Source organism: Pristimantibacillus sp. PTI5, assembly GCF_048572955.1.
Lineage (GTDB): Bacteria > Bacillota > Bacilli > Paenibacillales > Paenibacillaceae > Pristimantibacillus.
In genome coordinates this window covers 5466161-5491276 of sequence record NZ_CP183886.1, presented here as the reverse complement: position 1 = coordinate 5491276, position 25116 = coordinate 5466161, and the positions used below count along the sequence as shown (strand labels likewise).

At 48.4% G+C, this 25116-nt stretch carries 16 protein-coding genes; 2 read left to right on the top strand and 14 right to left on the bottom strand.

Annotation, left to right across the window (positions count from 1 at the left end; all coding sequences use genetic code 11):
- Nucleotides 1–2: 2 nt before the first annotated feature.
- The 5 genes from ACN6MW_RS24360 to ACN6MW_RS24340 form a co-directional block, all read right to left on the bottom strand.
- Nucleotides 3–1517, bottom strand: a complete 1515-nt coding sequence (locus ACN6MW_RS24360) for an extracellular solute-binding protein (protein WP_419872455.1) — start codon at nt 1515–1517, stop codon at nt 3–5.
- Nucleotides 1518–1555: 38 nt separating this feature from the next.
- Nucleotides 1556–2437 (bottom strand): carbohydrate ABC transporter permease, encoded by an 882-nt coding sequence (locus tag ACN6MW_RS24355; RefSeq protein ID WP_419872454.1) that lies wholly within the window; start codon nt 2435–2437, stop codon nt 1556–1558.
- 19 nt (nt 2438–2456) lie between these two features.
- Nucleotides 2457–3365: an ABC transporter permease gene (locus ACN6MW_RS24350; protein WP_419876433.1), complete on the bottom strand. Its 909-nt coding sequence runs from the start codon at nt 3363–3365 to the stop codon at nt 2457–2459.
- Nucleotides 3366–3657: 292 nt separating this feature from the next.
- Nucleotides 3658–5343: an alpha-L-rhamnosidase C-terminal domain-containing protein gene (locus ACN6MW_RS24345; protein WP_419872453.1), complete on the bottom strand. Its 1686-nt coding sequence runs from the start codon at nt 5341–5343 to the stop codon at nt 3658–3660.
- 137 nt (nt 5344–5480) lie between these two features.
- Nucleotides 5481–6518: a glycoside hydrolase family 88/105 protein gene (locus ACN6MW_RS24340; RefSeq protein ID WP_419872452.1), complete on the bottom strand. Its 1038-nt coding sequence runs from the start codon at nt 6516–6518 to the stop codon at nt 5481–5483.
- Between the two features lie 189 nt (nt 6519–6707).
- Between ACN6MW_RS24340 and ACN6MW_RS24335 the strand changes: the two genes are divergently transcribed.
- Nucleotides 6708–7577 carry an AraC family transcriptional regulator gene (locus ACN6MW_RS24335; RefSeq protein WP_419872451.1) on the top strand — a complete coding sequence of 290 codons (870 nt, stop codon included), beginning with the start codon at nt 6708–6710 and terminating at the stop codon, nt 7575–7577.
- Nucleotides 7578–7687: 110 nt separating this feature from the next.
- On the opposite strand, the gene ACN6MW_RS24330 is transcribed toward ACN6MW_RS24335, so the two are convergent.
- The 3 genes from ACN6MW_RS24330 to ACN6MW_RS24320 are packed head-to-tail and all read right to left on the bottom strand — an operon-like array spanning nt 7688 to nt 15411.
- Nucleotides 7688–10003 carry a beta-galactosidase gene (locus ACN6MW_RS24330; RefSeq protein ID WP_419872450.1) on the bottom strand — a complete coding sequence of 772 codons (2316 nt, stop codon included), beginning with the start codon at nt 10001–10003 and terminating at the stop codon, nt 7688–7690.
- Complete coding sequence (locus ACN6MW_RS24325; RefSeq protein WP_419872449.1) at nt 10000–12006, bottom strand: glycoside hydrolase family 2 protein; 2007 nt, start codon at nt 12004–12006, stop codon at nt 10000–10002. Before ACN6MW_RS24325 ends, ACN6MW_RS24330 begins: the two co-directional genes overlap by 4 nt.
- A 30-nt stretch (nt 12007–12036) precedes the next feature.
- Nucleotides 12037–15411: a DUF5107 domain-containing protein gene (locus ACN6MW_RS24320; protein ID WP_419872448.1), complete on the bottom strand. Its 3375-nt coding sequence runs from the start codon at nt 15409–15411 to the stop codon at nt 12037–12039.
- 193 nt (nt 15412–15604) lie between these two features.
- Between ACN6MW_RS24320 and ACN6MW_RS24315 the strand changes: the two genes are divergently transcribed.
- A complete protein-coding gene (locus tag ACN6MW_RS24315) occupies nt 15605–16492 on the top strand; it encodes a helix-turn-helix domain-containing protein (protein WP_419872447.1) in 888 nt (295 codons plus the stop codon).
- Nucleotides 16493–16555: 63 nt separating this feature from the next.
- Here ACN6MW_RS24315 and ACN6MW_RS24310 read toward each other — a convergent pair whose 3' ends face one another.
- The 6 genes from ACN6MW_RS24310 to ACN6MW_RS24285 form a co-directional block, all read right to left on the bottom strand.
- Entirely contained in the window at nt 16556–18136 is a 1581-nt protein-coding gene (locus ACN6MW_RS24310) for an ABC transporter substrate-binding protein (RefSeq protein ID WP_419872446.1), read from the bottom strand.
- Between the two features lie 104 nt (nt 18137–18240).
- A complete protein-coding gene (locus ACN6MW_RS24305) occupies nt 18241–19125 on the bottom strand; it encodes a carbohydrate ABC transporter permease (protein ID WP_364142294.1) in 885 nt (294 codons plus the stop codon).
- Nucleotides 19126–19156: 31 nt separating this feature from the next.
- Nucleotides 19157–20023 carry an ABC transporter permease gene (locus tag ACN6MW_RS24300; protein WP_414698853.1) on the bottom strand — a complete coding sequence of 289 codons (867 nt, stop codon included), beginning with the start codon at nt 20021–20023 and terminating at the stop codon, nt 19157–19159.
- A 213-nt stretch (nt 20024–20236) separates the two neighbouring features.
- Nucleotides 20237–22024, bottom strand: a complete 1788-nt coding sequence (locus tag ACN6MW_RS24295) for a cache domain-containing sensor histidine kinase (protein ID WP_419872445.1) — start codon at nt 22022–22024, stop codon at nt 20237–20239.
- A gap of 1 nt (nt 22025) precedes the next feature.
- A complete protein-coding gene (locus tag ACN6MW_RS24290) occupies nt 22026–23624 on the bottom strand; it encodes a helix-turn-helix domain-containing protein (protein ID WP_419872444.1) in 1599 nt (532 codons plus the stop codon).
- Between the two features lie 20 nt (nt 23625–23644).
- A complete protein-coding gene (locus ACN6MW_RS24285; protein WP_419872443.1) occupies nt 23645–24931 on the bottom strand; it encodes a cellulase-like family protein in 1287 nt (428 codons plus the stop codon).
- Nucleotides 24932–25116: the final 185 nt, after the last annotated feature.

Sequence of the window (25116 nt, the reverse complement as noted above, 5' to 3'; positions counted from 1 at the left end):
CCTTATTGCCCCGCTTGTTTGGCGTATTCCGCATTCATTTCCTCAATCACCTTGCTTCCGCCGCTTTGCAGCCATTGGTCAACCGCTTGATTCCATTCAGCCTCATTAACCGAGCCCATAATGAATTTCACTGTGGCATCCGCAATGACTTTTGAGAGTTCCTTGCCCTTCTCAATTTCCGTATTGGAGATAAATGGTGCGGCCGGGTTAGCCAAGGCGAACGTAGCATTGTCCTTGAAAAGCTTTGTACTGAGCTGATCCAGCTCGGTTCCGTAGTTTACAACTTGATCCTGCAAAATCATAAACTGATTGCCGTCTGTAATTTCGGCCCTCGTCTTCGGATCCGGATTGGGAGTATAATTGCCGTTCTCAATCTTGTACTGCTTCCCTTCAATGCCATATTTCATCAGATTCTGAATATCCTTCTCGGATACTTTGTCGAAGTAAGCGAGAATTTGCTCGAGCTCGGCTTCCGTCTTCACACTCGTTTTCGGAATCATGTACATGCCCAGATAACCGGCACCGGCGCGGGTTCTTTCGCCCATCGGACCGGAGACCCGATTGATTAAGTTAATTTTAGCTTCCGGATCGACCTTCTTAATGTTTTCTTCGATATTTTTGCCGTCCAGCATATTATCGATCCAGAGCCCTGCTTGGCCTTTATTCATAACAGACCGGCCGTCCTGGACGATTGCGAAGTCCTGATTAATCATTTTTTCGTCATACAGCTTCTTGTAGAACTTCATTGTATCCAGGTAAGCTTCCGTCATATGGGCCGGAATCAGCTTGCCGTCCTTTAGCTCCCACTCATTAGGGCCTCCCATATAGACCAGAATGTCTTTAAAGCCTGCTATGTTATTCCCCTGCATGCCTACTGCAAGACCAATCGTATCCTGTTTGCCGTTCTTGTCCGGATCTCCCGTTGTAAAGGCTTTCAAGGCCGTATAAAGTTCATCTATGCTCTTCGGCGCCTGCATGCCGAGGTTCGTTAGCCAGTCCTGACGGATCATCATGCCGAATCGTGCGAGATCCCGCTCACGGTAAACACCGTAGATCTTGCCGTCGATCGAGATGTTATTCAATACGAGATCCGACATTTTGCTCAAGTTCGGATAGTTTTTGAGATACGGTCCGACCTCCCAGAACATACCGGTTCGGGCAGCATTGACAATGAAGGAGGCTTTCGCTTCCAGCGCAACAAAAGTTTTCGGCAGCTCGCCGGATGCAACGGTAGCGCTTAGTTTATCTGTATAGGTTGAAGAAGGCACCCATGAAACCGTAAGTTTCGAATTTGTCTTTTCCTCAAGCGTTTTTAGAACCGAGCTGTCTGCAGGCATTTGCTCCGGATTGTAGGTGGGCAGCATCATGGTCAATTGAAACGCTCCTTGATTAGTGCCCGAGTCATTGCTGCTTGGAGAATTTTCTTGATTCTTCCCTCCGCAGGCGGTAACAGACAATGCGATTGCGGCGAGCAGGGCGCCGGCTTTAACAAGTCTTTTCTGATGTCTTCTGTTCATTCTTAAATCCTCCCTTTTTCCATTCATCTATTATATCCTCATCCCTTAACCGAGCCCAGCAATACCCCTTTGGCAAAATGCTTCTGCATAAACGGGTATACAAGCAAGATCGGAAGAGTAGATACCACAATTACCGCCATTTTCACCGCTTGATCCGGCGGAGTAACATAATCCGCTTCCATCGCGGCGGAGTCTCCGATTCCGCCCGAAGCCAAGATTACAATCTGCCTCAAGAGCACTTGAATCGGCCATTTGGTATTGTCGTTAATATACAGTACCGCGCTAAAAAACGTATTCCAGTGGCCGACGGCGTAAAACAACGAGAATGTCGCAATGGCGGGCATGGATAGAGGCAGCACGATTCTTAAAAAGATGCCCAGATCGTTGCAGCCGTCGATCTTGGCGGATTCCTCCAAGCTGTCCGGCAGCTGCTGAAAAAAGTTCCTGATAATAATTAAGTTGAAGGCACTGATCGCGCCTGGAATAAGCAAGGACCAATAGGTATCGATCATCCCAAGCTGTTTGACAACCAGGAACGTCGGAATCATCCCGCCGCTGAACAGCATCGTAAACACCACCAGCATTAAGATCGGCTTACGGAAATCCATATCTTTGCGTGCTAACGGATAAGCCATTAAGCAGGTAAAGAATATGTTGATCAACGTGCCTGTGACTGTAATGTAAATGGTGACCAGCAAACTTCTGGTGAGCGTTTGGGTAGAGAAAATATACTTGTATGCATCCAAAGACAAATCTGTCGGGAAAAGGATGAACCCGCGCAGCAGCAATTCTTTCTGTGTAGCGAACGAACCGGCAATGACATAAATGAACGGGATTACGGTAATCAAAGCAAATATAAGCAAAAGTGTGATGTTCAAGCTATCGAATATTCGGCTTCCCCAGCTCTGCTTGATCGGCATAGTGGTCAACGCTCCTTTCCTAATAGATACCTTCTTCTCCGAATTTTTTGGCCAAATTATTGGATACAACGACAAGGATCAAACCGACGATCGACTTAAATAGACCAACCGCCGTACTGAAGCTGTACTGTCCTTGGCTGATTCCGACGGAGTAGACATAGGTGTCGAATACCTCTCCGACATCCCGGTTCATTGCGTTGAGCATAAGGAAAATTTGTTCAAAGCCCGTATCGAGAAAATGCCCAAGACGAAGGATGAGCAGAATAATGATGGTGCTGCGAATGGCCGGCAGCGTAATATGCCACAACTGGCGAAGCCGGTTCGCGCCGTCCATTCGTGCTGCTTCATATTGCTGCGGGTCTACCCCGGACAATGCCGCAAGGAAAATAATCGTTCCCCAGCCCGTTTCCTTCCACATGACCTCAGCTGTAATGATCGTCCGGAACCAATCGTTGCTCACAAGGAAATTGATCTTTTCTCCACCGAAACGTACCAGCAGCTCATTCACGATGCCGCCTTCCGTCGTCAGGAACATATAAGCAATGCCCACGACTACGACCCATGACATAAAGTGAGGAATGTACACCAGCGTTTGAACGATGCGCTTAGAGAATTCATGTCTCAACTCGTTGAGCATAAGCGCAATCACAATCGGCAGCGGAAAGAAAAACAGGATGTTGTATGCAGCCAGAATAAGCGTATTTCGAAAAAGAACAAGAAAATTCGAATCGCTAAAAAGACGTTCGAAATGTTTAAGTCCAACAAAAGGACTGTCCCAGAAGCCTAAAAACGGCTGAAAGTCTTTAAATGCGATGAAGATGCCATACATCGGCCAATACTTAAAAACGAGAAAGTACAATAGGCCGGGGATTACCATAAAATATAGCCACCGGTTCCGCACAAGTCTGCCCGTCATTGTCGATGACATTGCAGCCGATGATGCAGAGACTCTCGTTGTGATACTTTTTTGCATGTTGCTACCATCCTTTCGTTTCCTTGTCACATTGGCTTGGGTGATTGAATTTGTAGTTCTATCATAGGCAGGGGTTTAGATTGCCGTCGATAGTCCCTGCTTGATCAGATTGGCAGCCCACTGTCATTCTTATGGCATTAACCTGGAGTTGTCATTAGTTGCGATCGCTGTCATTGGTTGCTTTTGCTAGTTGTAACCATAATAAAAAGGCCTACCGGAAGGTAGACCCTAATTGATCTTTACTATTTTAATCGATCACCTGTACCCCTGACGGCACCTGATATTCCGTTCGTACGCTTCCGTCTTTCTCCCTTTCGTGCCTGACATGTATGATGCCGTGCGGCGTCGGGTACTGGCCCTCAACCCAATCCAAATCATGTAAATTAGGACTAATCCTCACCCTGCGAAAGCCCGGCTCCACCGGCGTAATGCCAAGCACGTACTCCGACAGCCAAGCGGTAGGCCCGGATGCCCAACCGTGGCATAAACTATGGCGATATCCTTTGTAGCAATAACCGCCATATGTACCGTGCACATCGATTTTCCCCGGGGGCGTCAGTTCATCAATTCTTGCGGCATTGTCCATCCAATGGATATCGAAGTCTTCCCAGAATGTCGTCGCTCCGAGTTCCAACATGCCTCCCCAATAAGTGCGGATACTGTCAAAGCAACCGGCGATGTCACCGGCTTCAGCGCGGGCACGGAGCATATAGTAACCATAAAATGTCGAATAGCCCTTCGGGGCGTTCGGCGCAATGACCTCGCGGTTCGCTTCAGAAAGATCCAACAGCCCGGCAAGCCCTTGCAGCGCTGCCGCTTGCTTGCTGAAAGCATGATGAGGCGCAATTTCGCGCAGCCGCCGTTCGAGAGACTCGCAGAGCTTGACGACCTCATCCTCGCCAAGCAGCCTACAGAGCCGCGCGCCTGCCTGCATCGCAAGCACAAAAAGCGCATGAACACCGGCCGTAACGCCGGCCGGATTGGATGATGCGGGCCAATCCAAGAACGGTCGATACACATCGATCGTTCCATCCGGCATTACTTTCCCCGCCAGCTCGCGAAGCAGCCCCGTCAAGTATGTGCGTTGTTCCTGCAAATACCCCTCGTTCCCATGCTGCATGTACCAATCATGTTGAACGAGCAGCCACCAAATCGAGTAGGTCGGCATGTCCATAAACATGGGCAGCGGGGAACGATCCCTCTTGAAATCCATACTGGACGGTACGATCTCGTGTTCGCCAAAAACGGCGCTGATCGTAGCGACTTCGGGATGCATGTCTCCGGTCCATACCATCCGGTCCCGCTTGATCCCGTCCCACAGATAATCCTGCATATTCAGATGAACCGTATAGGCGCCCGTCTCCCATATCTGATTCAGCAGCGAATCGCTGCTTCTAAAACTACCCTTGTACTCGATATCCCGGAATAGGAACACGGCTTGTACGCTCTGCAGCTCGAGCGTGCCTTCATCTAATAGATCGATCCGCGCAAAACGAAATCCCGTCGTACCGAATTCGGTTGTCCCGAGGAGCCCGACGTCCACAATACTGTCGCGTGCCACATGGTCATTGGTCGCATTGCCCGGACCTCCCAGATCACTCATCGCTTCCATGGCGGATTCGCCTAATCGGATACGTACCCGAACGTTCCTCGACGGGAAGCGTCCTTCCACAACCGATATCCTGATTCCTCCATGCAACTCCATTCCGAAGTCCAGCAGTATGCCCGGCGCTTCCCCTTTATGGCTAAGAATGCACGCGTTTGGCGCTTCTTTCGTCACCTGGCCGCCGTTCGAGCAAAGCAGTCCTTCCGGATGGATCACCTCGGAGCCGTCTCCAGAATTCGTGGTCCACAGAAGACGCGTAGGCTCGAGATAAGCTCTGGTTCGCGGATCGATGACGAGGCCTCTCTCCTTCAGCGATTTCATACTCATACCGATATCCCCTTTCAATCGTCTTCAATCTGAGGCTCATGAAATGCAGGTTGAAAAATAGAGGCATCTATTGATGCCTCCATCCGTTGTTGAAATTTTTTGGCCGCTTGCTTGTACCAACAGCCGTAGTCGCCTACTTAGATTTTACTGACAACTTCCTTATTTTGAAGCAGAGCTACCAGAAATGCCAAAGTCAATCCTTGGCCCCATCCTTGCACTCTCTTCTTGGAAATCACCTTGTAGTCATCTGCAGAATACATCACCGCCGTACCTGCAGATACATTCCGGACCGAACCGTCTTCATCAATATTTGCCAAGATGCCTTCATAAGCTTTGGCCATATAATTCTGATGCAGCGGGTGTGCATAGATTACCAGTGAAGCGGCAATACCGGCGGAGGCGGAGGTTTCTTCATAGGAAGTCTCATCATTCAAGACCGTACGCCACAGTCCATTCGGTGATTGCAGCCTGACCAGAGCGCTTAATTGATCACCGAGAGCCCCTCCGATCTGCATCCACATAGGCATAAAGGGATTCAGCATTTTATAGGCCTGCGCCATCGTATATGCGGCCCATGCATTGGCTCTGCCCCAGTAAATAGCGGACAAATGATCTTCCTTGACATTATCCCATGCGTGATAGAACAAATTCGTCTTCGTGTCCTGAAGGTATTCTTCATGCCAGTAAAATTGATTAAGCGCATCGTCAATGTATTCCTTTTTGTCAAGCTTAAATCCAAGCCGCAGCAGGAAATAGGCGGCCATAAACAACGTATCCGCCCAAGCCTGCTCAGGAAAGTCATTTTCGGAGGATACCGTATGCTGGAACACGCCTTCTCCGAATCGGATGGCGTCTTTTCGCAAATATTCGGCTTTCAAAAGCGCCAGATCAAGGTACTTGGAGTCGCCTGTGGCTTCATGCAGGGTCAGCATCGTATGCCCCATGGCACAAGCGTTGACCATCATAGGCGGCAGTCCGAGCTCCAGGTACTCGTCCACCCATTTGACCAGAAAATCGATGTATTCTTGATTTCCCGTCACTTCCCACGCTTTGCAAATCCCGTAATAAGCCACACCGCAGGACCAGTTCCAAGTGAAATCCATATTCATTGTTCTGCGGACTACCCGGTCTATAAGCTCTTTTACTTCGTTTTCGTCGTATTCAAATTTTCGCATATTTATTCCTCCGTATACTCTGCACGATGAAAAGTATAGTTTTCATTATCCTGTGCCAAAAATGATTCTCTTGCTTCAAGATTATCATGAAAATAGGAATGATTTCTCCGCAATTATGCACAAATATGCCTTAAACCCCGTATATATTGATATAATAGGTGTTCGAAGTTTATGAGAAAGGAGTCCTCCATGACCGTTCAATCACTCCCTGGCAAGCTTAGCTTAGGCTCAATAAGCGATCCGTTGTGGATCGAATACGACCGGAGAATCGGCCATTATTCAATGAATCACACTCACTACCATATGGCGTATGAAATTTATTATCTGTTTCGCGGGGAAAGAAACTATTTTATCAGAGACTCCTTTTACCCTGTCCACGCGGGTGATTTGGTGCTCATCGACTCCAACGCCGTTCACAAAACGTCCGAGCGGAGCGAACCCAATCATGAACGGATCGTTCTGCATTTTGCTCAATCATTCTTTAAGGAATATTCGCAGGAGGATAGGGATCTACTGCTGGCCCCCTTTGCCGAAGCCCAACCGCTCGTCAGGCTGAACCTGAAAGAACGGATGCATGTGGAAGAGCTCCTTGGCTCTCTGCTGAGCGAACTAAGTGAATGCCCTCCAGGGTATCAACTGCATATCCGGAACATGGCTATTGAATTGCTGCTGTTCACAGCTCGCCACATTCTGAAACGCAAAGCTCTGCCGGAGGTTGAGCTTACTCCGATCCAGCGGAAGGTAACCGAAATCATCCGCCACATTAATCTGCATTACAAGGAACCTCTTCATCTGGACATGCTTGCCAAGCAGTTTTTTATTAGCAAGGGCCACCTGTGCCGCGTCTTCAAGGAAGTCACCGGCTTCGGCTTTACCCAGTACATCAACATCACCCGGGTAAAAGAGGCCGAACTCCTCTTGCGAGAAACGGACTGGAGTGTAACTCAGGTGTCAGAACACTGCGGCTTTGAGAACTTTTCCCACTTTGGAAAAGTGTTTAAAATGCTGTCAGGCCTCTCGCCCCGCGCCTATCGGAAACTAGAGCACTCCAAAAAATGAGATCAGTTTGTCGTCGCAACCCGTTTATATGCGTTTCTAAAATAAAGGGGTTGACCTTGTCATCTTGGATGACAATCGGATCAACCCCTTTTAGCTTATTCAAGTAATCTTTAAGATTGGAATTTTCTGAACAGCGCGGAGCGATAGTAAGGAACAGGTCGTATGTGATGGAATACAGCCAATTCGATGCCTTCAAAGCGTTCAACCAACGCCTGATTTACGAAGGTGTGAACCGTGCCCTTGCGCAGCGGAGTAATGGACAAATGAATCGCTTGATGCTCAAGGTCATCCTTAAACTGTTTCAAGCCGATCGGCCAAGCTTCTCCGTAATGAATATGATCCGTAAGCAAGCGGTTATCCAAATAAGCAGCTGCCACATCGCCGTCATATTCCACTTGCAGAAAGACATCCGAAATATGGCTGGGCCACTGGGTATCGATTTCGACAAGCGCGCTTCGTTCTTGAGGATAAGTTATTTGAATGTCCGGCGTGTAGGCTTCAACCTCAATTCGGTAGGTTTGGAACAGCCCCTCCTGCCGCTCAGTCAATAATCCGTGATCCAATCTTGTTTCTTCGGACAAGGCAGGTAAGACGGAAATGCTCCAGCTTGCATCGCCTTCGGAGGTAGCGTTCAATCGCTCATCTTTTACATAAAGCCGGCTGCCGCTAATAAACAACCGATCTTCTCCCCAGATCCTGAACTTGTAAACCTGAAGTGCTTCCCGACGCGTCAAGACGATTACCTGCACCGTTTCACCATTCGCCAGCGTTACTTCAAGAGCATATTGCATGCCGACTTGCGGCTTGACGATCATTGCATTCGGTTCCTCTATAATCACGGCAGCTTGCTGAGAAACCCTGGCAACACTCTTTCGGTTAAATACGATTTCCGGCTCAAGCCCCTCATGTGCATAAAAGACAAGCACGCGTTCCTTGCCGCCGTCCAATACCGTTAGCGGCTGTACGGTAGCGGTGATGATATCGACGCCGGCTACTTCGATATGGAAAGGCAGCACCGTACTGGTTCCCTGTTTCAGTGAGAGCGTCCCGCTATGCGGGAACGAGACCTTACCCTTTGGCGTGTCAAGCTCGATCCTGACGCCTTCACGGTCAGGCATCTCCAAATGGTCCTGAAAATTGTTCAAGAATAGGAATCCTGAGCCATCCTTCTGCCGGACGCACCAACGGAGCGATTCGATATCCTCCGGATGAATGTCCGATTGACCTGCGGGAAGCACTGTTCCCATAGGTGCGATGATCGGGCCATAAGCTTCCATGAACAAGGCAAGCGAACGGATTCGATCATAAGATTTGCCTACTCTCCCAAATTCGCCGAGAGGAGATTGATAATCGTACGTGATTTTCGGCAAACCGTACTCATTCAAGTATCCGTGCTTGCCAACCGCATTGGATCCGCCGTGGTACATATAATAGCCCAGCAAATTGCTGCCGCTCGCCAGCTTGACCAGCGTCATTGCCTCTACGCTCTCCGGGCTTACATTTGGTCTGGCCGTATAGCTTACCTGCATGCCGCCTGCCATCTCGCAATAGGCGACTGGATATTCGAGCGTATCGTAGTTGACGGCCTCTGACGGCTTTACATGCAAGTCCCGATAGATATATTCTCCGCTCGGCGGCTGATTTGGAATCCAAGGGGTATAGGCATAGCCTGCCAACATCGGCAACGTGTCTTTCTCTGGTACAGCGGCGCCTCCCCATGCCGTTGCCGTGAAGAATGCAGGCTTTATTCCCGATTCCTCCGCAAGGCGGCGAAGTTCAGCCATATGCTCGTTACCGCCTTTGCCGCTAGACATGAATACTCCTGCCTTATATCCCCAAGAATCAAGAGGCGCACCGCAATGCATAAATTCGTTCTCAAGCTGAACGCCAATGATAGGCCCGCCTTCCGCGAAATAGGACCCTTTCACCTGCTTCGCAATTTGACGGTATAGCCGTTTGGCGTAGAATAGGTACCTCTCGTCATTGGAGCGGATCTCCAGCGGCTTCTCAAATACCCAATCCGGGATGCCGCCGTTTCTGACCTCGCCATGGCAAAACGGTCCGATCCGAAGAATAAGCGGCAGCTCATGCTTGGCGCACAGATCGACGAAGTGTCGCAGATTGCGACTTTCTCCCCATTGGAAAACGTTCTCTTCCTCCTCGTGATAATTCCAAAACACATATGTCGCAACAATGTTAACGCCGCCGGCCTTCATTTTTAACAATTCTTCCTCCCAATGCAGATAAGAGAATCGCGAAAAATGAAACTCGCCTACAACCGGCACAATCGGCTGGTTGTCCCAGGTCATATAAAAATTTGTAAAGCCGAAGCTTTCACCTTTTGGATTTTGCGCTTGATTCACTCCTAATTTCCCCGGAAATATTTGTTTGTTCGATCCATCCAGCTTCATGTTATATGCTGTCATTTGTGCTTGGCCTCCCGTAAATGATTTATTTCATTCTGTTTCAAGCATCCGTTCATGACCGAAAACCCCGTAGGCCGAAATATTTCAAATTTCACGCCCTTCGTCTTTGCCGCAGCAGATACAACAATTTCGGTTATCCACTCCTCTCCTGCTGACAAATCGGGAATTTCGATCCTGATCAGATCGGTAGGAGTTCCATCCTGCTCCAGTGTCATCCGGTATCCTTTTACCGAATAAGACGGGATATCACTGCGGACCAATAACGTCAACTTGAGAGCTTCGGCTTGCTCTGCCCATTCCACTTGTAATGCAAGCGGAGAAGCGGTTTCGCGCAGCTTCCAATAGGAGGGCTTAGGTACCCCGTATAGATCCGTGGTTCCGTGCACGCGCTGGCGCAGCCGGCCGTCGCCTTCCTCGCCCATCTGCGTGCGGTAATCGTTCAAACTGAAAAAGATAAGTGCGGCAATACCGCCATGCTTGCGGTACTCTTCCGTTTTCTGCTCCAAAATTCCGATGCGTCGCGGATCGCCCCCTTCGAAAGCCGGCTCGCATAAGCCATACTCCGCGACCACAAGCGGCTTCTCTGGATAAGCCGTACGGATTTGGCTGATTACGGCCGTCTCGTCCAGCTCTCCATGCCAAGTACCGATATAATCGTTCCACATCAATAGATCGCCTGCGCCGGTTGCATCCTTTGACGGCTCGAAATGAACCGAATTGGATACGTAATTGATAAACCTGCTGCTATCAAGAATCTCAACAAAAGATTTTAATTTTTTCATATAAGCAACCGTTTTGGGTGATTGCCCATTCACTTCATTGCCGATTCCCCAAGCGTAAATGCACGGATGATTGTAATGCCTAACCACCATTTCCTCCGCGTGCTGCATGGATATAGGCAGTAGGGTTTCATCCGGCTCATCCGGCTGCTGCCAGTGCGGAATCTCCTCTTGGACGAGCAATCCGTTGCGGTCACACCAGTCAAGCAAGATGCTGTCCTGCTGCCAATGAAAACGAGTAATGACACAGTTGGCGTGTTTGATCTGCTTCAAGGAACGAATCAAATCATCTTCGGTTTCCGCCATTCCTTTATCGGGATGAGAGCCCGGCATCCATTCCACGCCCATCAATCTTACGGGTTCCCTATTGAGCAGCAACTTGCTTCCGTCTGTCGTGATTTCCCGAAAACCGATATGGACCGTAAGCTCGTCCGAGCTCTTATCGTCCAGCATGAGTTCAAGCTTAATGTCATACAAGTGCGGATGGTCAAAGTGCCATAACTTCACCTGATCGATCATTATGTCATTTATGTGGAGCTTGCCGTCCGACACGCATGCCGAATATTCTTCAAGCGCAATTGGCTTACCCTCATGCTCGACGGTGACCTTTAAAACGGCCTGCCTATCTGCCTTAATTCCGCGCTCGCAGAGCTTGATTTGGCCGTTCAAAATTCCTCTATTGTCATTAGCGCCAGCTTCTTTAAACAGGGGCTTTGCATTTACATTAGCGTAATCAATAGCGGCTTCACCCGTCACAATCAATGAAACCCCGCGAATCAAGCCCCCGTCATCCGTCCAATCAAAGCTATTTTTGATCGGCAATGCCACATCGCTATTCTCATTATTGACAGACACCGTTAATAAGTTTTCGGCGCCCGGCCTGGCAAGATCCGTTATATCAATAATAAACGGGGTATAGCCGGAATGCTTATGCTGACCAGCCTGAATGCCGTTTAACCAGACGGTTGCGTCGCGGTAGGCCGCATTAAATTGCAGCCGCAGCATTTTCCCGTCCCAATCCGCAGGAATTTCCAAGTCATAAGAGTACCAAGCCGTACCTCGGTACTCCTCGAGTCCTTCCTCTACATTCCAGGTATGCGGCACCTTTACCCTCTTTGAGTCTTCGAGTTTGCTCAAATACCATTGCTTTTTTATTCCGATTCCGTCCGGGTCTGTCCGGAAATGCCAATTCTCCGCTAATGGAGTCATAATACGGGAAGACAAGTGCATCCCTCCTTCCTTCGTCAGTGATGTTTATGGAATAGAAATGATAGACTTGCTCTTCATTCCATCTTGTGCCAGCTTCTTGTGTAGGGCAGCTCCCTGATGATTGCGGTCTAGCGCCAATGCCTGGTCGAATTGCTCTGCTGCTTCCTCAAAGCGTTTCATGCCAAGCAGGCCCAGTCCCATCATAAAACGGCAGTGGATAACGTTGTGTCTGTCAAGATTCTCTTCAAATACGAGAAAATCCGGCAAGGATACGGCAAAATAATCGATTTTCACCTGATCGAACACATGCTTCTCGGCATAATCGATCAGTTTATTGAATCGGCGTTTCGCCTGTTTGGCGTTATTTAGCTTCTGCCAGGCCAAGCCTTGATAAAAAATCATTTCCGGCGGTTGGTCGTTATAATACATAGCGCTTGCCGGCTCCTCCAGCCCTTGCGAGGCTGCTTCGAAAGCCTGCTTTGCAGCTTCCTTATTGCCTTGCCCTTCCAAAGCGCAGCCCAAATAGTAATGAATGTTGTTTTCTTGTGCCCCCTCCAGCTTCGCTTCGCCTAGATTAACAGGGTTTTCAAGCGCTTTTCTCAGCAAATGCTCTGCATCCGCGAACCGGCTGTCATCGAGTGCAAGCTTCGCCAGCTCGACGTGCGCCTGCACGTATTGGCCAAGCGTTTTGCCTTCGCCGCCTTCCCATGGATGGAACTGGCGAATTTCTAGCAGCTGCAGGGCTTTCTCATAGCTGCCTATCGTATTGTGCAGCGTAACAAATTCTATATACAAATCATCCCGTGAATTCACTAGTTCAGGATACCGATCCAGTAAAGCAAGCCTTTCCTCCGGCGTCCGTTGGATTTTCTTATACAGTTGATCCAGCTCATAGAAAATTCTCGCATCTTTATCATCGCAGGCAAAAGCGGCCTCTAGCGAAGTTCGCGCCTTATCCGGCTCGTTATTCTTATTAAAGTAAGCCAGTGCCAGATTGCGATGGGTGACGGAATATGAAGCATCCAGCTTTGCGGATGCTTCCCACTGAGCAACCGCGTCATCGTGGCGTTTCTTGTCATAGTAAAAATTCCCAAGGAAGTAACGGGCTCTTGCGGCATCAGGCTCCTGTTTTACGATATATTCCAGAACCGTGAGATCAAATAGCGTATTGGGAAAGCAATAATCGGGAGCTGCTTTTTCTCCCGCCAAGAGATGCCTCGCCGCTAACTCCGCACGACCCGATCGGGAGAAACAATAGCTCAAAGCATAATGTACCATCGGGTATGCTTCGCTTTCATCGTTCGGCGCAATGATCCGAAGGGACTGAATCGCTTCCTCATAGAGACCCGAACCTGCGTAATCGGCAGCCAGCGCGATATGATTATGAGGATCCTTGCGCATGAGCCCTGTAAGCTCTTGAAGCGCATGTTCGGCATTCTCTGTTTCCCCAACCGCTTTATAATGCAAATGCAATTCATAATACGCTCCGAAATCGGCAATATCGAGCCCTATCGTTTCCATGGCTGCAGCCTTTGCTTCATCCAGGCGTCCAAGACGGCGAAGCAGGGAGGTTCTTAAATCTCTAGCCTTATAATGCCGGGAATTCCGAATGAATGAACGGTCGACAAGCTCAAGCGCTTCCTCGAATGCGCCCTTCTCTGCAGCAATTTGTGCGAGCGAGAAATATCCGCTGTCCTGCCAAGCCGCTGACCAAACTGCTTTATAGAAGGCGGCGAAAGCATCATCAAGCCGCCCCTGCTGCTTCAGCGCCACGCCTAGCTGATAGTACGCTTCGCTGTCGTAAGGATTCGGATTACTCCAGGTCAGGCTGCCGATTGCTTTCCGAAAATGCTGCTCGCTTTTGGCAAATAGCCCTCTTCTCAACAGTAATGTTCCGTATGCAACGTTGATTCTAATATCGGAATCGTCCCGTTTCAAGCCTTCCAGATAATAGGCTTCCGGCTCGAACGTCGCATGGCGGTATTGCTCCAGATGAAGCCCGGCCAAATACAGCTGCTCGTTTGTCTTCAAATCTTTTGGTTCCGGCAACGGCTTTGCAGCTTCCGGAATATCCTCGATCTGAGGTTTTTTCGGCTGGTAGCCGACCAATAGCCTGCCCGAAGCGTTTTTAACGGCCAACTTCAGGTCATGCTCCTCGTCATCCGGATGGAGCGGAACGGAAGCGGTAAACGTTTTTCCTGGCGAGAGCGCAGCCGTTTCCATGATATAAGCTCTGTTCTTGCTGCTAAGCTCAATCTTTGCTCCTTCCAGTGCGGATGTCGCATAGGCTTGAACGGTTACCAGCTTCGTCTGCGCATCCACTTCTAAATTTACCGCTGCATCGATCGTCGCGTTTTTTACGATTCCGATATTTTTATAAGGCATGAAGTATTGTTTGAATGATTTCTCCTCGAAAGGCTGAAGCCATGTGAAATCCGGCTGATTGTCGGTATATACGCCTGTCATCAGCTCAATATACGGCCCATCCTCATCGGTCAGGCTTCTATCCCATGCCTGGCCGAACTCACCATTTCCCCATGTCCACTGTTTCTTTCCCGGGGAAATATGATGATTGGCGACATGCAGAAGTCCCGCTTGCACCGAGTGGTCATACCCGCCGACAAAATTGAAATCCGATTTATAGGCCATATACGAGGTAGGAACCGGTATGTTCTTGTATCTGGAAATGTCCACACCCTCGGAATAATCCATTTTGTAATAAGTGCCTGTCGCAACCGGAAATTTGGATACGTCGCGCTTGCCATGATCGAACACCGCATGGACGTCGGGAGGAAAGACCGATTGGGTATGGTCGTTTACCGCAACCGCGGGGTTCGCCCACCATAAAAAGGTTTGCGGCTCTTGCGTCCGGTTGTAGAGCTGTGCATGAATTTCCAGGTACGCCTTTCCCGGATGAAGCGTAAAGCCGGCCGTCACCTTCGTGCCGTACATGCGGTCGATTTCACTGACCCATACCGTAGCGCTGCCGTCATCATTTTCCGTCATCTTATATTCGACCGGCCCAAACGTATTCGGCCGATGGTGCTGAGGCCAGTTAAACTCAATGCCGCCCGAAATCCACGGTCCCGCGAGACCTACGAGCGCAGGCTTGATGACCTGATTATAATAAACAAAATCGTAATTGTTCGTCTTATCGACGGCCCGGTAAATCCGCCCGCCGATTTCCGGCATGATTTCGATTCTTATATATTCATTCTCCAATACCAGAATCGTATAGGGCTTTAATTGCTTCTCATCTTCGATTTTGTCGATAACGGGGTGAGGGTATACGCGGCCAGAGCTGCCCTGGTAAACACGCTTTTCTAAAAACATCGGATTTTTATCCGGTTTTCCTACACCGTACGTTGGAATTTCAACTACTTCTTCCCACACGCGGGAACGTTCATTATTCTGACTCATTAAACTCACTCCTCTACCTCTGATCGAGACATCCTGAATGCTATTTACAGCTTTACTTTACAGCATAACGGACGTCCAAACCATTAAGCATGTTCTGAAATCAATGGATTATATTCTGTTTTTATTGGTCAGTACTTTCTGCTAAAATAGGTTTATCATAAAGCATCAACAATTGCCTGAAGGAGCGGCTTTCATGAACATACAAAAAAAAGCGGACGGTTTCGATTTAGAAAAAATGTTTGTGCTTTCGCAAGACCAGCTAGGACTTATGGCCGAGCATCCGTTAATCAAACAAGCGTATATTACTGATATTGGATATTACCCCAAAGCTTCTAACCACTTCCGCGAGAGATTGCTCGGCACGGAGGCCTACATTATCATTTACTGCGTTCGCGGCAAAGGATGGTTTAAGCAAGGCAGCGAAGCCAAGATCGAGATAAAGGAAAATACCTACATGGTCATCCCCTCAGGGACTCCCCATTCCTATGGCGCAGATGAGGTTGACCCATGGAGCATTTACTGGTTTCACTTAAAAGGCGAGCAGATTGAACACATTCTGCAGTCCAGCGGCTTGCGGAGCGGTTCCGCTCATTTGCAATCGACCGATGCCGAGAAGCTGATTGACCTTTTCCACCTATGCTATGACTTGTTGTCGGCAGGGGCTTACACGGATACGAGTCTCCTCCATGTATCGCATGCCGCTCGGTATATGATCAGTTATCTGGGCTTGATGCAGAAGCTGCACAAGGAAGAGAAATCGCAAGCTTATTTTGACCGTGCAGTCTTGTACATGCAGCAGATGCTGGAGATGAGCCTCAGTCTGGATGAGCTTGCGGATCAAACAGGCATTTCCAAACAGCATTTAAATCATGTATTCCGAAATGCTGCCGGCATTTCCCCAATTGATTATTATCTTCGTATGAAAATGCAAAGAGCTTGTCAATTACTGGATCTGACCGATAATTCTGTCAAGGAAATTGGCCTGTCAATCGGAATCGGAGACCCGTTCTACTTTTCCCGGCTGTTCAAGAAAATGATAGGCCGCTCACCCACCGAATACCGCAGCCAGTTAAGAGGCTAAATCGAAAAAAAGAACCGGCCGATGACTTTGGCCGGTTCTTTCCTTCTCTAATATATAAGCAGCTTATTGAATGGATTTTAAATATTCTTGCGTTTGTTTTTCAACATCCGCTTTTACTTTTTCGATTCCTGCAGCTTTTAGCTTTTCAGTTAATTGATTGTAAGCCTCATCGACATTTTTTACCGCGCCTATAAAGAGCGGACTGCCGTACTGCGTAGATACGTTGGCAATATTCGCGATTTGAGCCTTGACGTTCTCGCTGTTGAAGGTGAAGCCTGCATACAGAAGAGGCTTCAGCTTATCGCCGACGGAACTCCGGTGATCAACGTACGACTGCGGCCAGTTTGCCATCGGCTTGAAAAGATCCTTGTTGACGAACCAGAAGCCGCTAGAATCGGCCGGGAATGTATTATTCTCCTGCGTTACCCCGTCCGGGAGACCGATTTTATCGTCTTCCGTAATCACGTAGTTTTCACCTTCAATACCGAAAGATGTCAGATACACATATTCAGGGTCTTGCATGATCAGATCCATCGCCTGCAACGCGCGCTCCGGATTATCTGAGTTGGCAGCAACGGCAAGTCCGTTGTTCAACCAAGTGTTTTGCGGCGCATGTCCTTGAGGCGACAACGCTGTCAAAATATCGACTTCGATGCCTTTCTCCGCGCATTGTTCCGTTACACTTGCCACGTCAAGCGAATTGCCGAACGCAACGCCGGATAATCCTTCGCAGAAATTATCTTTCGATCGCGTCTTGTTGGCATACGGATTTTTGTTCACGTAGCCCTTGTCGTACCATTCTTTCATGATATTCGCAGCAAACTTGCCTGCGCTGAGGAATGGTTCCTCAACGGTCGTAAACACTTTGCCCGAAGTATCTTCGTAGTCATAGGCAATGCCTTGGGCCATGGGATTGCCGGAATCAAGCGGCTGCGTATAAGCAAGCTTCTCGTTCGTTAAATAAAGGAACGGAGTCGGCAAATCAAATTGGCTGTCCAAATTAAGCGGAATCATATCGGGTTCGTTCTTCTTAATGGCTTCCAGATAAGGACCCAGCTCAGAAAGTTTGGATATCTCTGCAATGCCGTATTTTTCCCGTAAATCGCGGCGAATCAGAGCAACGCTCGCTTTCCGGTCAGGCGTAGCAGTCGGCACCATGTACGTTATGCCGTTAATTTCCGCAGCTTTCAGTGCAAGAGGATCCAACTTCGCCATGTGAAGCGGCATGTACTTCTTGAGCAGTTCTTCATTTAGCTCGTAATACGCTCCTTTCATGGCCTCCTGCACATAGAAGTTCCAATCAGCTGCAAAAATAATGTCCACATCCTCACCCGATGCGAGCACTAATGGATATTTCGACTGCACTTCGCCCCAACCGATGTAATTGAGATCAAGCGTGGCGTTGATATCTTCCTTCAGCTTTTTGTTAAGCTCCGCCAATACCTCCGGCATGCCTTTTGGTGCTTCCCCAAGGAGATACATGCTAAGCTTAACTTCTTTTGAATTGTCAATGGCAGCGTCGCTGCTTTCACCCGCATTGTTGCTTGCTGAAGGAGCATTGCTGCCAGAATTGTTTGAGCATGCCGACAATACAAGAGCAAACATAACAAATGCAATGATAACTAAATTCATCTTTTTCTTCACTTTCTCAATTCCCCCTTGAACCTTGAAATGTGTTTATTAAGCTATATCAATCCAAGTTGCGGATTCATACCGAGTGAAGCTTGCCTCTATGGCTGCCTCTGGGCTTATCCTTTTACAGCTCCGATCGTAACGCCCTTTACAAAGTATTTCTGTACGAACGGGAACACGAGCAGGATTGGCCCCGTTGCAATGACGGTCATAGCTAGCTTGAACGTTTCCTTCGGCTGGTCTATCGCGCCGGCATACTGAGCCATGGACGAGGACATGTTAACCGACGATAGCATCTTATAGAGCATATATTGCAGCGGAATCAAATGATCTTTGTCCACAAACATCATAGCCGTCCACCAATCATTCCAATATGCCAGAGCCGTAAACAGTCCAATAGACGCCAGCGCCGGCTTTGAAAGCGGCAGCACCATTTGGAAAAATATCCTATACTCTCCGGCGCCGTCAATTTTTGCCGATTCGATTAACGGCTCCGGTATGGAGCCTCGAATAAAGCTGCGAAGAATGAGAATGAACATGACGTTGAACATAGGAAGAAGGATAAGCACGCCAAGCGAATTTTTAAGCTCCAAATATTTCGTAACGAGAATGTAAAACGGAGCAAGTCCTCCATTGAACAGTGTCGTAAAAAATAGGAAGAAGGCTAGCGCATTGCGATACTTCACTTCCTTGCGGTACAGCACGTAGGCTGCCATTGTCGAGAATAGAAGCCCAATCACCGTTCCGATGACCGTGATGATGATCGAGACGCGGTAAGCGGAAAGCACTTCGGCCGGATATCGGAAGATAAAAGCATAAGCGTCAAGCGAAAAGTCCCGGGGCCAAAACCAAAAGCCTTCTTTCAGAACCACGCTTTCCGCGGAAAGCGATCCCGCAACCAGCACGACGAAAGGAATGAATGTAATTAAAGAAATGATGCCGATGACGATATAGGCCAAAGAAGAAAATAACGGCGCAGCATTTAGTTTGTTCGTACCCATTTTTTATCACCCGCTTGTCATAATATGGCGTCTAGAATAAGGCCTGATCTCTATCGTAACGTCTGACGAGATAGTTCGCGGCCAGAATAATCACCAAAGTTAGAATAGATTGATAGAATCCGACGGACGAAGCCATACCGAAATCCTGCGTATTCACTAGCGATCGGAAAACGAGCGTATCGATTATATCTGTTGCGTCCATAAGCGAACCGTTATTCCCGATCAGTTGGTAGAACATGTCGAATTCGCCCCGCATAATACGTCCCAATCCCAGTAAAATCAAGATGATCATCGTTGGTCTCAACAACGGCAAAGTAATTCTCGTAATCTTTTGCCAGCGTGACGCCCCGTCTATCGTGGCCGCTTCGTACACTTCCTGATCGATGCCGACGATCGCTGCCAGATAAAGAATGCTGCCGTAGCCTACCCACTTCCACACATAAAGCAGGGGCAGTAGAATAAACCAATACCAGGAAGTCGAATAGATATCGATCGCATCCAGTCCGAATTTCTTGAATAGGACATTAATAATTCCAAATTCATAGTTGAGGAAGTTGTATACGAATGCCGACACCGTTACCCATGAAATGAAATAAGGAAGAAACAAAAAGGTTTGCGTTATTTTTTTAAAAAACTTCTTCTGTATTTCTGAGAGCAATACTGCCGTTACGATAGAAAAAACAGTGTACATTCCCAGAAATGCGACATTGTACAAAATCGTGTTTCTCGTGACGATCCATGCTTTGCCCGAAACGAAGAAGTACTCAAAATTCTCGAAGCCGTTCCACGGACTTCCGAAAATGCCGTCCCGGTAATTAAAGTCTTTGAAGGCCATGACTATTCCCGCCATAGGCGCATAAGCAAAAATCAAAAAGTATACGGCAATCGGAACGAACATCGTATAAAGAGGCCAGTTCCTTCGGATTTCACCAAAAAACGTAATTCCATTCTTATTTTCCGCTTTCCCTGCATTCACCACCGTCTTGGGAACGGTTTCTTTTTTCATGCGATCACCATCCGTAAGTTTCTCACTGCTATGGCATAAGTTTAATGCGATATGCATCTGAAACATACGGGATAAAGTTACAATAACCTTCGAAAACCTATGCTGTTATTCGACAATCGCTTCAAGCGGTAATTTAATCGTCACGGTCGTTCCCTCTCCAACCGTGCTTGCGAAGCTTAGTCCGAAATCTGCTCCGAACAACAAATCAATCCTCTCTTGTATATTCCGCACGCCGAAGCCGCCGGTTCGCTTGCTGCTTTTTCCGACCATCGCCCCAGTCATCTGCTTCTCGTCCATTCCGACCCCGTCATCGCGGATATGAAGCAGCAGCCCCCCCTCCTTCGACTCTGCTTTGACGGTGATGATTCCCTGCTCTGAATCCTTCTCGCGAATGCCGTGCAAAATCGCGTTTTCCACAAGCGGTTGAAGAATAATCTTCGGCACCTCGCAGCACTTAAGCTCATCGGAGAGCTCTATTGAGAGGGCGATGCCGCCTCCAAAGCGCATATTTTGAATATGAACATAGGCCTCTACATGCTTGATCTCATTTTCCAGCGTTATCATTTCTTTTCCGTTGGAGAGACTGAGCTTGTAAAATACAGCCAACTCCTCCACGACCATCGCTATATCCTGTTCTTCGCTTTCAATCGCCATAATATTGATCAAATCAAGTGTGTTATACAAAAAATGCGGATTGATCTGCGCCTGGAGCGCCTTGAGTTCCTTGTTTTTCACTTCACGTCCGAGATGATAGGTCTCATCCATCAGCTTGCCGATATTTTGCACCATCGCATTGTAGGTTTGAATCAATTCCCCTATTTCGTCGCGGCTCTCGGTTAGCTGCGCCGCATGAAAATTGCCGTCCTTTATTTTTCTCATGTGCCGGCTAAGCTGTCTCATTCTTCGGGTCGAGGATCCCGCGACAAAAAACGACAACGGCAAGACAAACGGAATAATGATGAGAAAGATGTAAATCAGCCGGTTACGCGAATGATAAATCGTCTTCAAAATATCCGACTCCGGCACGACGACGACAAGCCGCATCGCAGCATTTTGGATGGCAGTAGCACCGATCAGCAAGGTTTCTCCTTGATAGTTGACACGTTCGCCCCATCTATACGATTCTTCATATAATTCCTTCTTATCGCGCATCATTTGCTCAACGTCTTTTGCCGTCAGTTGAGCAGCCGTACTTGCGCTAAGGAGATCTCCTCGTTCATTGTAAAGAAAAGCAGAAGTATTCGGGGTTATTTTCACGTGGTCGAGTACGCTCCGAAGCGAGGAAACAGCTATTTGGGCGCTTGCGAGCCCAGAAAAACTGGTAACGCTGTGTTCTTCCGGTATTTTTCGCAAAATCGTAATTTTATCTCCATCCGCGCTTCGGTCAAGCACCGTTGCGGGAACCCATGCAAAGAATCGCTTGGATTCCTTAAACCTTCTAAGCCATACCCGATCGGCGATTTGTTCCATTTTCAAATAGTCGTTATTGCCAGCCTCACCAGCGAGACCCGCATGCAAATACAAGCGCACGCTTTCAATATCCTGATTATACGGAAACTGATGCAGCACCTTGTCCACTCTGCTCGCATCAATAGACCATTCATTAACGTCGTCGTAGCCTTTTGTTTTGCTTGCTTCGTTCTGGATCACATCGTTAAAAGAAATAAAATTCAACACTTCATGTATGGAATTAGCCTTGTATTCGAGATAGGACTTCGTTTCTTCCATGGTTCTGAGCGCCGAAACATCGGCCTGGACTTTACTCTCTTTGGCGCTCATGCTCAGATGAATATAAAGCAGTAAAATAAAAGGGATAGACACCGCGAACAAAACAGCCGCGAACAACTTGTAACGAATGCCGAGATTCGACCACAAACGTTTTACACGCGTCATATCATTGGCCCACCCTTTCGCGGTACTCGGTCGGTGTGCATCCCGCATACTTTTTGAAGAATGTCGTAAAATAATTCGGATCGGCGAAGCCCACAGCCTGCGCGATCGTATAAAGCTTCATATCTTGCTCCCTTAGCAGCTCCTTCGCCTTCTCTACCCGCACGCCGGTCATATATTCCTTAACGGTTTGTCCGCTCTGCTTCTTGAAAAAAGAACATAAATACGTTTCGCTTAAGCCGACATGATCCGCGATCATTTGGATGCCAAAGCCTTTTTCGTGAAAATGGGTATGAATGAATTTGACGATCTCCCGCATTTTACCGCTCCCGCCCTTGCCCTCTTCCCTATCAAACAATGCAAGAAGCGACAGCACATAGCGATGCAGCCGGTCCAAGTCCGGGATAATATCGATTTCCCTCCAAATATAGCGGCTGCCCCCGCCTTCTTCCTTATCGGTCAGGCCCTGTTGAAGCGCTATTTCAAGTAAGATTAGGAGGAACTGAAAATAAACATCTTTCACCCGCATAATGTCTAAATCTTTGCGCTGCCTAGCCCTTTTGGTCAGCCCTTGTATTATTTTATCGGCTTGTTCGACGTCTCCCCTGCGAACCGATTCGCGAAACCGTTTTAGCTCCTCCCAATCCGTATCCAACGGTTCTCCAGCCTGCTTTTCGGAGGGAAATGCGATTTCGCCGTAGTCCTTGTAAAATTGCAAATTACCTGCATTAACCGCGGAATGATAAGCATCCGGGATAGCGAACAGCTGCTCGGCTGTATGACCAATACCCATGTGAAACTGGATATCGGGTCCTAAGATACGGCGCAGTACTCCCCTTAGCTGCTCCAGCCGCGACCAGCCTGTCATGTAAGCGGATCCATAGGTTCCCGGCATAAGGATGACGAGCCAGTTTTGTGAATCAAAGCCGGCGATGGAGCCCCATTCGAGCATTTCTTCGCTTTTAGATAAGCTGCTTAAAATTTCCTCCTGGACGATACGCACTTCCTTCGGAATATCCGAAAAACGCCAGAACAAGGGAGCAACCACAACCGTGAATCTTCCTTCCGAAGGAATAAGAAAGGTATCCCGGTTGAGCAATGCAGGCAATACATGAGGGGAATGCGGCTCCGTAACAAGCTTGCGAACCATTTCCCGCCGCAATATAGGCAAGTTTTCGTCAAAGCTTGCTTGAAGCCTCAGTCCCTCCTTTTGCTTATCTAAATCCGTTTGGCGAACACGGACTGCCTCGCCAACGACTTCCTTGATGCGGCCCGGGTTAATGGGCTTCTCAATGAATTGAAATGCCTGCAATTGGATGGCTGATAATAAATATTCTTTGTCCGAGAAGCCGCTAAGGAAGATCAGCTTGGCATCCGAATCCAACATACGGAGACGTTTGGCAAATTCGATGCCATCCATCTTAGGCATGCGGATATCGCATAGAATGATATCCGGCATCCAGTCCCGCGCCATATCCAATGCCAAAATTCCGTTTTTAACGGACTCGACCATCGTAATTCCTAGCGATTCCCAAGCTATTCGATGATGAAGAAATTCTCTTGTCCGAACCTCATCGTCAATGATGAGAAGTTTCAAGCTCATTAGCGGCTCCCCCTAAGTTGTTACTCCGAATCTGTGATAAACTGATTCCACTTACGCTGCCAGCTGATATCATTCCAAAAAGGATGATGCGGCGCGCAATTCGAGCATAGCGTCATACCCCAGAAGCCGAGAGCCATGCCTTTGCGCAGGGCGTATTCTGCAATGAACTTCCCCACGGGGCCTTCCTCAAAGCCTGCAAGCAGCGGCGTATAGCCGACATAGCCTTCACCAATGACGATCGGAATATTAGTATGGCGAACCCAGTCGTGAATTTCCTCGAACCGGAAATCGGTCTTTTGAAGCATCGCTTGCTTATGGGCGCCGTATCGGTCATATAAATACAAATCCCATTTGTCCGGATCTGCCCAATCATGCAAATAAATGAGCTTCATGCCTACAGGATTACCCTCCATCCTCCATTCTTGGCCCTTAGGCAGCGTCCACTGTTCAAAGGAAGGGGCATCCCCCCGTAACAGTGTTTGGACAAAGGAATTCGGAAAGCTTGTCGTATCGTCATTCAAACCTGCAGCATCCATGAGCTCGTTGAGTACGCCTTTAATATATAGATGAAAATGCGCGACCTGCATATTGCGGGCGGCGTAGGCTTTCGGATAAGCTTCGTTCAGCGTATAGCTTGCGGTCATCAGTATGTCGGGATGCTGCTCCCGTAGGTAGCCAACTGCCTCCTCGATGTAAGGCTGCATGGCTTCGACAAGCGCGGGTGTATTGGATTCCGGTATGCCGCGGCTCGTGCCGACGGCGGTCAACTGCCCGAATTCCACCTCGTTATGCAGCTCCGCATATACGATTTGGCTCGCGTAGCCTTCCTCTTTAATAAAACGAATCAGCTGATTCATCGACGCCGCAATCGTCATAAAACGTTCTTCCGGCGGAATCGCCGCTAATATATCCCGCAGCTCTGGATGCGCGAGGAAGCTGGGGCTTTGCTGATACTCCCAGGAGGACAGCATAATGTAGCAATTATGCGCTTTGGCCTGTTTGAACAACTCAAGCAGATGGGCATGTCCGTCCAATTCCGCCCCGCCGCGGCAATTATACCAGCGGGTACGCTGGCCTACCTCCCCCAGATTACCGAACTTCAATGGGCCAGGTCGTTTGCCCTCCGCCGTAAACAGCATAAACGGCATCGCGCATATCCGAATCGTATTGTAGCCTCTTTCTACCGCTTCTTCGAATCTAGCCGCCAAATTGCTGTATGGCTCTCCGGGCAGCGTCATCGTGTACCAGGAAAAATCCCACATCGTTATCATTAGTTTTCGGGGCAATCGTTTCATTAGCTGATTCATCGTTCTTTCACTCCTTAGTTAAATAAGCTTTCATAGGCTTTTATACAAAGATTACAGGAGTATGCATCTGCGAACCATAGACGATCTCCTGTTCATCATGGATTATATTCTTATATAGGGATTAGGCTATGCAGGTGGAAACCGCTGGATCAAGTTCAAAGAAAATACGCAGACACGTATAACGG

What these genes read in the sequence shown, in the direction of transcription:
- ACN6MW_RS24360 (WP_419872455.1), bottom strand. Translation starts at nt 1,517, where the DNA reads ATGAACAGAAGACATCAGAAAAGACTTGTTAAAGCCGGCGCCCTGCTC.
- ACN6MW_RS24355 (WP_419872454.1), bottom strand. Translation starts at nt 2,437, where the DNA reads ATGCCGATCAAGCAGAGCTGGGGAAGCCGAATATTCGATAGCTTGAAC.
- ACN6MW_RS24350 (WP_419876433.1), bottom strand. Translation starts at nt 3,365, where the DNA reads ATGTCATCGACAATGACGGGCAGACTTGTGCGGAACCGGTGGCTATAT.
- ACN6MW_RS24345 (WP_419872453.1), bottom strand. Translation starts at nt 5,343, where the DNA reads ATGAGTATGAAATCGCTGAAGGAGAGAGGCCTCGTCATCGATCCGCGA.
- ACN6MW_RS24340 (WP_419872452.1), bottom strand. Translation starts at nt 6,518, where the DNA reads ATGCGAAAATTTGAATACGACGAAAACGAAGTAAAAGAGCTTATAGAC.
- ACN6MW_RS24335 (WP_419872451.1), top strand. Translation starts at nt 6,708, where the DNA reads ATGACCGTTCAATCACTCCCTGGCAAGCTTAGCTTAGGCTCAATAAGC.
- ACN6MW_RS24330 (WP_419872450.1), bottom strand. Translation starts at nt 10,003, where the DNA reads ATGACAGCATATAACATGAAGCTGGATGGATCGAACAAACAAATATTT.
- ACN6MW_RS24320 (WP_419872448.1), bottom strand. Translation starts at nt 15,411, where the DNA reads ATGAGTCAGAATAATGAACGTTCCCGCGTGTGGGAAGAAGTAGTTGAA.
- ACN6MW_RS24315 (WP_419872447.1), top strand. Translation starts at nt 15,605, where the DNA reads ATGAACATACAAAAAAAAGCGGACGGTTTCGATTTAGAAAAAATGTTT.
- ACN6MW_RS24305 (WP_364142294.1), bottom strand. Translation starts at nt 19,125, where the DNA reads ATGGGTACGAACAAACTAAATGCTGCGCCGTTATTTTCTTCTTTGGCC.
- ACN6MW_RS24300 (WP_414698853.1), bottom strand. Translation starts at nt 20,023, where the DNA reads ATGTTCGTTCCGATTGCCGTATACTTTTTGATTTTTGCTTATGCGCCT.
- ACN6MW_RS24295 (WP_419872445.1), bottom strand. Translation starts at nt 22,024, where the DNA reads ATGACGCGTGTAAAACGTTTGTGGTCGAATCTCGGCATTCGTTACAAG.
- ACN6MW_RS24290 (WP_419872444.1), bottom strand. Translation starts at nt 23,624, where the DNA reads ATGAGCTTGAAACTTCTCATCATTGACGATGAGGTTCGGACAAGAGAA.
- ACN6MW_RS24285 (WP_419872443.1), bottom strand. Translation starts at nt 24,931, where the DNA reads ATGAATCAGCTAATGAAACGATTGCCCCGAAAACTAATGATAACGATG.